Genomic DNA, 10,761 nt, shown 5'->3' with positions numbered 1-10,761 from the left:
CGGGCCTTGGCGTTTCTTGCCCGGTACTGCCAGTTCAACCGGCTGGCGCTTCACGCCCATCTGTTGACGCTGCAGGTTCCGGGAGGCACCCAAGCGGTGGCGATGACCTCTGCCGGGTTACCCGATACCATGGGCCGATTGTTTGCGGCGGACCAACCGCAAGGTAACGACACATGCGGAACAATGCCGCCCTGAAGAGCTGACGGATTCGTAAAAAGCCCGATATCGGCGTTACGCTTCATCCTTCGTCACTGCGGCGTACGCAAAAGTACGCCTCATTCCTTAAGGATTCGCAAGCCTTGATCTCGGGCTTTTTACGAATCCGTCGGAAATGCGACTTTTTACGAGTTCATCAAGAGCTGATAACTGGATTATAGGGAAGTGCGTGAAAGAGGTGTAGCGATGCAAAATGATGCGCATGCAAAAAACTTTGCCGACAAGATGGTGGATATTCTCAATTTTGGTTCCCTCAACCTGGCCATGGGCCTGGGGTATCGGGCCGGGCTTTTCGATGTCATGGATGCCGCGGAGAAGCCCTTGAGTGCCGAGGCCATCAGTCGCCAGGCCAACCTTAACGGTCGGTATGTGACCGAGTGGCTGGGGGTGATGGTGTGCGGCGGCATCGTCGACCTGGTACGCGGGGAAGACGGCACGCCCTGCTTTTTCCTGCCCAGGGAGCATGGCGATCTGTTGGCCCGACGGGCCGGCAGCGGCAATTTGGGCGTTTACACCCAGGAGATCCCTTTGCTGACGACCTGTGCCATGGAGCGTATCTTTCAGGGGTTTCGCACCGGCGAAGGCGTCCCCTACGAGGCTATCCCGATTTTCATGATTTCATGGGGCAGCTGGGAGATGCCAAACACCGCCAGGTACTGGTGGATGTCTTTCTGCCGTCGGTGGACCAAGGCCGGCTGGTGGCGGCCCTGAAGCGGGGAATCGCGGTATGCGACCTGGGGTGCGCCCAGGGGGTGGCCACGATTCTGATGGCCCAGGCCTTTCCGGCCAGCCATTTTACCGGTATCGATATCAGCGCCGAGGCCCTGGAAACGGCCCGGGCCAATGCCCGTGAAGCCGGCGTGGACAACATCGTTTTTGAATCACGCGATGCGGCCGAATTGCGCCACCCCAACGATCTATCCGCACGGTTCGACTATGTGACCGCCTTTGATGCCATCCATGACCAGACCCAGCCCCTTGAGGCGCTGCAGGGCATCTATGAAATCCTGAAGGCCGACGGGGCGTTTTCCATGATCGATATCGCCGCCGACAGCGATATCGATGGCAATCGCGATCACCCCATGGGGGCGTTCTTGTATACGGTCAGCCTGATGCACTGCATGCCGGTGGGCCTGGTGGACGGTGGCGCCGGTTTGGGGATGATGTGGGGGCGCCAGCAGGCCGAAACGATGCTCGCCCAGGCCGGGTTCGGGCAGGTAACCGTTGAGGCGATCCCCAACGATCCGTTCAATCTTCATTTTTACTGCAAGAAATAGGGGAATTTCTATCGCGGCATTTTGGGGGAATAGGTCAAAAGCGGCGTTCTGGTTTTCGAAGAATGATCCAGCGCCGGCGGCTCGTCTTCCATGAGTTCCTGTTGCTGGCGGGATTTTTCCAGTCCCTCACGGGAGAGCGTCACCCGGTCGACAATCCCGAAGGGTGTTTCCTGGGGCCCCGCCTCGTCCCGGGTCGCCGTTCCCGACCGCGGTGATCGCTCAAGGGGGGGATTTTCAGGTTGTCGACAATGATGTAGGGAATCTTGTCCATTTGCCGTATTCCAGCGAATTACCCGTTTTGTTTGTTGAATATCCATTAGCATATTTTAAGCGTTGTCTCAAGATGGGTTCCCGTCCGATCCATTCCATGATAATAAGCATTTTCCCGTGATTTGACAGGGACACCATATGGGAGAGGAGGTTGATGGAATGAAAATCGTGGTTTATCTGCTGGGTTTCGCATGGATTGCCGTCGGTGCGTTTGCCATTCTCTATACGGACGACACCAAAGCTTATCTCAAAGGTCTGTTGAACCGGCTGGCGCGCATCTGGCTGGCGCTGATCGCCGCTGTGGTGGGGCTGCTTCTGCTGTTGGGCGCCGGATCGACCATGCACGCCGGATTCATCGGCGTGATCGGTTGTCTCGGTATCCTCAAAGGGGTTCTGCTCTACTTCAACCCCGGCGGACTGTTTGAAACCAGCCAGCGCTGGCTGGACAACCTGAACGATCAAGGCTACCGGCTGATGGGCATTATCGCCTTGATTCTCGGGACGGCGGTGATCTCCTGGATTAAGTAGTAATTGTCAAAACGCATGGATGTGCGCGATTCCTCAGCAATGACGGTGCTTGGGCAGGGTGTGGTGCTGGCGACGATGCTGGTGGGATTGCCCCTGATCGGCATCATTGCCGCTGGCCATGATCCGCGGCCTTACCTGGAAATGCCGCCGGTGACCCGGTTCGTGCGGCACGCCGGTTTCTCATGGCCATGGTTTATCTTTTTTGGCGTGGCCGATTTTCTGATGGCGACGGGGCTGTTGGTCGCCATCCGCTGCGGCGTCCGGCATCGGGTCCGGCATCGGCCCGTTGGCCTTGCCAAACCCGCCAAGGGACGCTTCCCCTGGTGGGGCTGGGCCGGTGGAGGGCTGTGTTTCTGCGCCTGGCTTCTGGCCTGGCAGCGATTCGACTGGTTCTGGCTGTTCCAGCCACACACCTTTCTGCCCATTTGGGCGGGTTTCATCCTGACCATCAATGCCTGGACCGAAAAACGTAAAGGCTCCTGTTTGATCACGCGACAGCCCTTGGGATTTTTGGGCCTCTTTCCGGCCAGCACAGCATTCTGGTGGTTCTTTGAATACCTCAATCGATTTGTGCAGAATTGGTATTACACCGGTATCGAGGGCATGGGGCCGGGCGAGTACAGCTACTTTTCCAGCCTGGCCTTTGCGACGGTGCTGCCCGGCGTGCTCAGCATGATCGAATGGCTGGGCACGTTTCCCGCCCTGGACGCCGGCCTGACCCGCTGCCGGCCCGTCCGGATGCCCACCACAAAGGCGACTGCCTGTTTCACCCTCGTGGTCAGCGCCGTCGGTTTGGCCCTGATCGGCATCTATCCGGATTTCCTCTTTGCTCTGGTATGGCTTTCGCCGCTATTGATCGCCCTTTCCCTGCAGGCCTTGAGCGGTCGGCCCACCCTATTGCGCCCCCTTTGCCAAGGCGACTTTCGTTCCCTGGTGGTGCCGGCCCTGGCCGCCTTGATCTGCGGATTCTTTTGGGAGATGTGGAACATCCACAGTCTGGCGCGATGGACCTACAGCATCCCCTTTGTTCAGCGTTTCCATCTCTTCGCCATGCCCGTTTTGGGTTATGGTGGCTATCCGCCCTTCGGCCTGATCTGCCTGATGGCGGGCATGCCGCTGGTGGGAAACCCTTTCGACACCCCCGCAGCGATCGATCCTTAGCGGTCGATCCTTCCTGGCGCAAACGTTTCTGCCGGTTAATCATCATCGGCCGTCCCACAGGGCCGCTCCCTGATCCATCGCTCTCATTATGTATACAAATGCATGCATAATTAAATTATGCGTTGACAAAAGTTTTCAATCGCATAAATTTGGGTTGAATGATCGATGAAAAATGATGCACTCGTAAAAAGTCGCATTTCCGACGGATTCGTAACAAGCCCGAGATCAAGGCTTGCGAATCCTGAGGAATGAGGCGTACTTAGCGTACTCCGCAGTGACGAAGGATGAAGCGTAACGCCGATATCGGGCTTGTTACGAATCCGTCAAAAATAGTTGCATTTTCCGTTCAACTTAACCCCCAAACCGGCCGAAGGAGCATATTATGCCTTCCAAACAAGTCACCATCAGCGCCCGCATCTCCGATGAAGATGCGGCGTTTCTCAGCGGTCTGGCCATGGGTGATGCAAAGACGCCCAGCGACAAGCTGAGGGCGATCATCGCCGAGGCCAGGCAACGGTCCCAACATACGGCGGATTACGCCGGCAGCCTGCAGGCGGTTCAGGACATGGTCCAGCCGGTATTGCGGTTGATGCGCAACACCGAGGTTGAAAATCAGGTCCATTCCGAGGTAATGAGTCGATTCAGCGAATGGATACCCGATGCCCTGGCCTTCCTGATCTCCTCCTTCTCCACTGCCGATGACGAGCACCGTGTTGAACACCTGCGCCAGCTGGAAAGCGGCGTGGTCGACCGGTTGATCCGGCTCATGACCGCCGTCCTGCAACTTTCCATTACCGATCAGTGCGCCTGCTATGATCCAGCCATCATGAAAGCCAAGATCGGCCCGGTGCTCGAACTGAGTCGGATCATCATAGAAAACAGCGAAAGGAAATGACCATGAAAGAGCGTTTGATCAGCCGGATCGGCCGGATCATCAGCGGCAGTTTCAATTCCATCATCGATCAAATCGAAAGCGCGGCGCCGGAAACCGTGATGGCCGAAGCCATCCGTGAAATCGATGCGGCCATCGATGATGTGCGTGCCGAGCTGGGCCGCACGATCGCAGCCAAACACATGGCCAACAGCCGGCTCATGGCCGAGAATAAAGATCATGAAGCATTGTCCGATAAGATAGAACTGGCCCTTGAAAAGGGTCGCGAGGACCTGGCCGAGGCGGCGGTTGCCCGGCAACTGGATATCGAAGCCCAGATACCGGTGCTCGAAGCCACGATCAAGGACTGCGGCGACCAGGAAAAAGAACTCGAAGGCTATGTTCAGGCGCTTTTGGCCAAAAAACGCCAGATGCAGGAGGCTTTGCGCGACTACCGGCAGAGCCGCGCCGATGCGAAGGTGGCCGGCCAGGCCGGTGATGTCGCAGCCGCATCGGCTTCCGATGCCGACGTGGATCACCGGGTGAGAAGCGCCGAGTCGGCTTTCAACCGCATCATGGAAAAAGCCACGGGATTGCCGGCCGGTGCCGACGTGGGTGAGCGGCAAACGGCGGTCCGGCTGGCGGAGCTCGAAACCATGGCCCACAAGAACAGAATCCAGGAACGCCTGGCGGCCATCAAAAACAAACGGGAAACCGACTAAATGATCGCATTCATCCTGGCGAATCAGAACCTGCCCTTTGCCGTCGCCCTGGCCCTCATGCTGTTGATCGCGCTGATGGAGGGCGTGACGACCATCCTGGGCATGGGGCTTTCCGGCATTCTCGATTCGTTGATGCCGGAAGTCGACCTGGACATGGACGTCGATCTGGATACCGACATCGATGGCCCCGACATCCACACGGCCAGCCCCCTGACGCGCATGCTCAGCTGGCTGCGCATCGGCCAGGTGCCGGTACTGGTGCTGCTGGTGATTTTTTGACTGCCTTCGGCCTGATCGGTTTCGGCATTCAGTCCCTGGCCGTACGGACGATCGGAAATTTCCTGCCCCGCCTGCCGGCCATGGGCGGGGCCTTTGTTCTCTCGCTGCCCCTGGTGCGCTTTTTCGGTGGGATTCTGGGCCGCATCATGCCCAAGGATGAGACCGAAGCAGTCACCGAGCAGAGCTTCATCGGGCGCGTGGCCGTGATTACCACCGGAAACGCCAGGGCCGGCAGTCCGGCCCAGGGCAAGGTGATCGACCATTACGGCCAGGCCCATTACGTCATGATCGCTCCCGATCAGGAGGACGACGTGTTTCCGCAGGGGACGGCAGTTCTTCTGGTCAGCCAACAGGGGGCCACCTTCACGGCCATCCGCAACCCGTCAGCCGTGTTGGGGGCGCGAACGGACAATCCTGATTCCAACAATCCGCATCCATCATAAGGACAAACAAGAAGGAGATCCTCACCATGGGATATTTTTTCAATATGTTCAACCTGATGAACATCTTTGTCGTCGCCGGCGTGATTTTGGTCGCCATGGTCGTCATCGGCATGATTCTGGCCCGGTTGTACCGCCGCGCCACCAAGGAGGTCTCCTTCGTGCGCACCGGCTTTGGCGGGCAGAAGGTGATTCTCAACGGCGGGGCCCTGGTGCTGCCGGTGCTGCACGACACCATCCCGGTCAACATGAACACCCTGCGGCTGGAGGTCCAACGGGCTAACCAGCAGGCCCTGATCACCCGTGACCGCATGCGCGTGGACGTCATGGCCGAATTCTACGTGCGCGTGAAACCCACCCAGGATGCCATTGCCAACGCCGCCCAGACCCTGGGCCTCAAGACCATGAATCCCGATGAGCTCAAGGCTTTGGTGGAAGGCAAGTTCGTCGACGCCCTGCGCGCCGTGGCGGCGGAGATGGCCATGGAAGAGCTGCATGAACAGCGCGTCGATTTCGTTCAGAAGGTCCAGCAGGTGGTCTCCGAGGACCTGCTCAAAAACGGCTTGGAACTGGAATCGGTCTCCCTGACCGGACTGGATCAGACGGGCAAGGAGTACTTCAACCCGGACAACGCCTTTGATGCCGAAGGCCTCACCAAACTCACCGAGGCCATCGAGGAGCGCCGCAAGAAGCGTAACGACATCGAGCAGGATACCGAGGTAGCCATCGCCAACAAGAACCTCGAGGCCCAGCGCAAGAAGTACGACATCTCCAGGGAGCAGGAGTACGCGCGTCTGGAGCAGGAGCGCGAGGTGGAAATCCGGCGGGCGGCCCAGGCGGCGGAAATCAAGCGCGAGCAGGCCGAAAAGACCAGGGAGCCCAGCAAGCCGAAATCGAGGCCAAGCAGCAGGTCGACATGGCTAACATCGAAGCCGATCGGGCCGTCGAGGAAGGCCGCATCGAAAAGGATCGGCAGCTCAAGGAGCGGGATATCGCCAGGGAGAAATCCGTTGAAACCGCCGAGATCGAGCGCCGCAAGACCATCGAACTGGCCGAGCAGGATCGCGCCATCGCCATTGCCGAGAAATCCAAGGCCCAATCCGAGGCCCAGGCCGAGCCGACCGTGCCCGCTCGACGGCCGTCAGGGAAGAGGAAGCCGTGGTAACGGTGCGCGAAACCCAGAAAGCCGAACGCGCCAAGGCCGTGGAACTGGTCGAGGCTTCCCAGGCCGCCGAACGCGAGGCGATCAAGATCCGGGTGGCCGCCGAGGCCGAAAAGATGTCGGCCCTGGACAAGGCCGAAGCCGTGCGCACCATGGCCAACGCGGCCGCCGAAAAGGTCCGCATCCAGGCCCAGGGTGAAGCCGATTCGGAGGTCCTGCATGCCGAGGCCGCCGAAAAACGGTATGCCGTCGAAGCCGCCGGCAAGCGGGCCATCAACGAGGCGGACAACACCCTGTCCGGTGAGCAGGTCGCCATGCAGGTGCGCCTTGCCTTGATCAAGTATCTGCCCGCCATCATCCGCGAAAGCGTCAAGCCCATCGAGCATATCGACGGAATCAAAATTTTCCAGTTGGATGGGTTTGGCGGCAAGGGCGATGGGGCCGAGCCGTCATCCGCAAGCGGTACGAACCTGGCCGACCAGGTGGTCAACAGCGCCCTGCGTTACCGCGGGCAGGCCCCCCTGGTGGATATGCTGATGAGCGAAATCGGTCTCAAGGCCGGCGATATCAACGGCCTTACCCAGGCCTTGCAACAGACCGCCGACGTTCCGCCCGCACCCAAGGAAACAGCGACACCCGAAGACGAGTAGTTCTACCGGCGCAGTCGCCCCCGGAACATGGAGAAGAAAATGCCGATGGCGCACAGCCCGGCTGAAATCGTGAACACCACGCGGACACTGGATAGAAATTGGCCGTAGGTGTCGGGGGCGATGGCCCGCTGACCGATCAGCAGGCTCAGCACCACGGTGGCCATGGCCATGCTGGTCATCTGACCCATCAGGCGCATGGTCGCCACGGTACCCGAGGCGATGCCGTAATCCTTCCGCTCCACGGCACCCATGATGGCGCTCATGTTCGGTGAGGAGAAAAGGGCGAATCCGAAGCCGAGCAGCACGAGGTTGGCGACGATACCGTTGATGGTGGACGCCGTGTGCAGCCGGGAGAAGACCACCATGCCGGCCACGGTCAGGGCCATTCCCCAGCTGGCCAGAATGCGCGGTTGGATGCGGTCCGAAAGCCGTCCGGCCATTGGCGAGAAGATTGCCATGACCACCGGCTGGGCCATGAGGATCGTGCCGGCGGCCTGGGGCGTCATGCCCTTGATATACTGCAGGTAAAGGCTCATCATGAAAGTCAGGGCGAAGGTGGCGGAGTAGTTGAGCAGGGCTGCCAGGCTGGAGAAGGTGAAGGTCTTGTTCTTCAGGAACAAGGATACCTCGAAAACCGGATCGGCGCTGCGTTTCTGCTGCCAGAAGAAGATCACCAACCCAGAATGCCGGCTGAAGCCAGGATCCCGCCCGTTCGCGCGGGCAGCAGCGATGCCCCGTACACCAACGCCAGGATCGCTACGGCATAGATCAGACAACCGACGATGTCCAGGTGATGGCTGCGTTCATCCTTCCATTCGCCTTTAAGAAACATGTGCGTCACCAGAATAGAGCCGGCCCCCAGCGGCAGCATCACCCAAAAAATGCTGCGCCAGCCCAACTGCTCGGTGAGAAAACCCCCCAGAAAAGGCCCCACCGAAAGTCCCACATAAACTGCCGCGACATACAGGCCAATGGCCCGGCCCCTTTTTTGCGGTGGGAAAACCGATGTCAGGATGGCCATGCCGGTGGTCACGAACATGCCCGCACCCAACCCCTGGAACACCCGCAGAGCGATGAACCCGGCCGTCGAGCCGGCAAAACCGGCGATGGTTGATCCTGCGGTGTAGATCAACAGGCCGGCGCTGAAGATCTTCTTGCGGCCGTGAATATCGGCGATCTTGCCTGCCGGGACCAGGCCGACGGCCATGGCCAGAAGATAAGCCGTGGCCACCCAGCTCAACTGGATGGCGTTCATGCCCAGGTCCTGCTGGATGGCCGGCAGGGCGACATTGACCGAAGAGATCATGAACGGTCCCATGAACGAGGTGAGGGTGGACACGAAAACGGCCGATCGTTCGAGGGTGGATTGCTTTTCAGGGGTGGACATGGGCGCTTCCGATCGATGGTTGCGCGTTGACAGGGAACTCGCCGAGGGCGGACGGTGCTTTTCGTCGGTGATGTCGATCTTTGGGTCAGTTTCATGCGGGGTTGATGGCCGGGGTAAGGGGAATTCAGTTAACGATGCTTGCAATCTTGGAATCTGATCCCCGCGATACTGGCTGTGATAAATGCGGTGGTAGACGCCCTGGCGATCCAGCAGCTCGGCGTGGGTACCCTGTTCGACGACCCGTCCCTGGTCGATGACGACGATCCGGTCGGCATGGATGATGGTCGACAGGCGGTGGGCGATGACGAAACTGGTACGGCCGGCCATGAGTTGCTGCAGGGCCTGCTGCAAGGCCAGTTCGGTGCGGGTGTCCACCGAGCTGGTGGCTTCGTCGAGGATCAGGATGGCCGGATCGGCCAAAATGGCCCGGGCGATGGTCACCAGCTGACGTTGGCCCTCGGAGAGATTGGCACCCCGTTCGGCGAGAATCGTGTCGTAGCCGCTTGGCAGGCGGCGGATGAAGCCGTCCGCGTGGGCCAGCTCGGCGGCCCGCATGACCTCGGCGTCACTGGCGTCGAGCCGGCCGTAACGGATGTTGGCCATCACCGATTCGCTGAAAAGGAACGCTTGCTGCAGGACTACCCCGAGTTGGCTGCGTAGGCTGTCCCGATTGACCGATCGGATGTCGATGCCATCGATGCGGATCGTGCCCCCATCGGATCGTAGAACCGCGACAGCAGATTGACCAGGGTGGTTTTTCCCGCCCCGGTATGGCCGACCAGGGCGATCCGTTGGCCGGGACGGGCATGGATGGAAACATCGTTCAGCACGGGGGTGCCGGGCACATAGGCAAAGGTGACTCCCTCGAAACGCACCTCTCCCCGGACCCGGGGCAATTGGACGGCGTCGGCCGGATCGAGCCGGTCGGGGTGGGTGTCCAGCAGGTCGAAGATGCGCTCGGCCCCGGCTAGGGCCGCCTGGACCTGATTGTACAGGTTGCCCAGTTGGCGCAAGGGTTCGGCGAAGCGGCGCGAATAGGTGATGAAGGCCGCGATGGTTCCGATGGTCACCCGGCCGTGAATCGCCAGCCAGCCGCCCAGCCCGCAGATGATGGCCACGTTGAGGTTGGAGAGGATGCCCATCATGGGCATCACCAGAAGCGCCAGGGTCATGGCTTTCACGCCGGTCGCGCGCACCGCCGCATTGGCTTGGTCGAAATCCGTCAGCACCCGCTGCTCCTGACCGAAAGCCAGGACCACCCGTTGGCCGCTGTAGGTCTCTTCGAGCACGGCGTTGAGTGCTCCCAGGCGCTTTTGGTATTCGCGGAAGACCGACCGCGTCCGACGTCCCACCGTACCGACCAGCCCGAGCATCAGCACGAAGGCCAACATCGACCCCAGGGCCAGCCAGGGACTGAGCAGAAAAATGATCGCCAGGATGCCGGCAACGGTCAAAAGCCCGGTGAACAATTGGGCGGCGTTGTTGGTCAGGACCTGCTGATGGCATCCATGTCATTGGTCAGCCGGCTCATCAGGTCTCCCTGGTTGCCGGTGTCGAAGAAACTGAGGGGCAGGGTCTGGATGTGGGCGAAGAGCTCGGCGCGCAGGGTGCGCATGGCCTTTTGGGAGATGCCGGTGATCAGGACGCCCTGAACCAGTTGGGCGATCGAGGCAAGCGCATAGGCGCCCAGCATGAACAGCGCCATGCGCAGCAGTTTGGGCAGGTTCCGGCCGACCAGGGCGTCGACGGCCGCCCCCATCAGATAGGGACCGGCCAGGGCCATGGCGGTTCCCGCAGC

General features: G+C 60.2%; 11 protein-coding genes and 2 pseudogenes. 10 read left to right on the top strand and 3 right to left on the bottom strand.

Annotated features, from left to right (window positions below):
* Positions 1-402 precede the first annotated feature (402 nt).
* The 10 genes and pseudogenes from JCM12296_RS46075 (at position 403) to JCM12296_RS46055 (ending at position 7,576) form a co-directional block, all read left to right on the top strand.
* A complete protein-coding gene (locus tag JCM12296_RS46075; RefSeq protein WP_246805036.1) occupies positions 403-927 on the top strand; it encodes a hypothetical protein in 525 nt (174 codons plus the stop codon).
* The gene (locus JCM12296_RS46070) at positions 837-1,493 is read left to right on the top strand and encodes a class I SAM-dependent methyltransferase (RefSeq protein ID WP_246805034.1); all 657 of its coding nucleotides are present in this window, start codon (positions 837-839) and stop codon (positions 1,491-1,493) included. Before JCM12296_RS46075 ends, JCM12296_RS46070 begins: the two co-directional genes overlap by 91 nt.
* Before the next feature lie 429 nt (positions 1,494-1,922).
* Complete coding sequence (locus JCM12296_RS28700; protein ID WP_054700224.1) at positions 1,923-2,291, top strand: hypothetical protein; 369 nt, start codon at positions 1,923-1,925, stop codon at positions 2,289-2,291.
* A gap of 3 nt (positions 2,292-2,294) precedes the next feature.
* Complete coding sequence (locus JCM12296_RS28695; protein WP_157067978.1) at positions 2,295-3,452, top strand: hypothetical protein; 1,158 nt, start codon at positions 2,295-2,297, stop codon at positions 3,450-3,452.
* A 382-nt stretch (positions 3,453-3,834) separates the two neighbouring features.
* Positions 3,835-4,347 (top strand): hypothetical protein, encoded by a 513-nt coding sequence (locus JCM12296_RS28690; RefSeq protein ID WP_054700221.1) that lies wholly within the window; start codon positions 3,835-3,837, stop codon positions 4,345-4,347.
* A 2-nt stretch (positions 4,348-4,349) separates the two neighbouring features.
* Complete coding sequence (locus JCM12296_RS28685; protein WP_054700219.1) at positions 4,350-5,045, top strand: PspA/IM30 family protein; 696 nt, start codon at positions 4,350-4,352, stop codon at positions 5,043-5,045.
* Positions 5,046-5,383 (top strand): annotated as a pseudogene (locus JCM12296_RS46065) (YqiJ family protein); the annotation flags it as partial.
* A 21-nt stretch (positions 5,384-5,404) separates the two neighbouring features.
* Positions 5,405-5,767, top strand: a complete 363-nt coding sequence (locus JCM12296_RS46060; RefSeq protein WP_422699186.1) for an OB-fold-containig protein — start codon at positions 5,405-5,407, stop codon at positions 5,765-5,767.
* A 26-nt stretch (positions 5,768-5,793) separates the two neighbouring features.
* Positions 5,794-7,125, top strand: coding sequence for an SPFH domain-containing protein (locus JCM12296_RS28675; RefSeq protein WP_246805030.1), 1,332 nt, complete (start codon positions 5,794-5,796; stop codon positions 7,123-7,125).
* Complete coding sequence (locus JCM12296_RS46055; protein ID WP_246805028.1) at positions 7,043-7,576, top strand: flotillin domain-containing protein; 534 nt, start codon at positions 7,043-7,045, stop codon at positions 7,574-7,576. The genes JCM12296_RS28675 and JCM12296_RS46055 overlap by 83 nt, the downstream gene beginning before the upstream one ends.
* A gap of 2 nt (positions 7,577-7,578) precedes the next feature.
* Here JCM12296_RS46055 and JCM12296_RS46050 read toward each other — a convergent pair whose 3' ends face one another.
* From JCM12296_RS46050 to JCM12296_RS46040, 3 genes and pseudogenes are all read right to left on the bottom strand, one after another.
* Positions 7,579-8,250: an MFS transporter gene (locus tag JCM12296_RS46050; protein ID WP_246805039.1), complete on the bottom strand. Its 672-nt coding sequence runs from the start codon at positions 8,248-8,250 to the stop codon at positions 7,579-7,581.
* Positions 8,247-8,882, bottom strand: coding sequence for an MFS transporter (locus JCM12296_RS46045; RefSeq protein ID WP_246805037.1), 636 nt, complete (start codon positions 8,880-8,882; stop codon positions 8,247-8,249). The genes JCM12296_RS46050 and JCM12296_RS46045 overlap by 4 nt, the downstream gene beginning before the upstream one ends.
* A gap of 519 nt (positions 8,883-9,401) precedes the next feature.
* Positions 9,402-10,722, bottom strand: a pseudogene (locus tag JCM12296_RS46040) (ABC transporter ATP-binding protein); the annotation flags it as partial.
* Positions 10,723-10,761 lie beyond the last annotated feature (39 nt).

The organism is Desulfosarcina cetonica JCM 12296, from assembly GCF_001311845.1.
Taxonomy (GTDB): Bacteria; Desulfobacterota; Desulfobacteria; order Desulfobacterales; family Desulfosarcinaceae; genus Desulfosarcina; species Desulfosarcina cetonica.
This window is presented reverse-complemented; position numbering and strand designations above follow the sequence as displayed.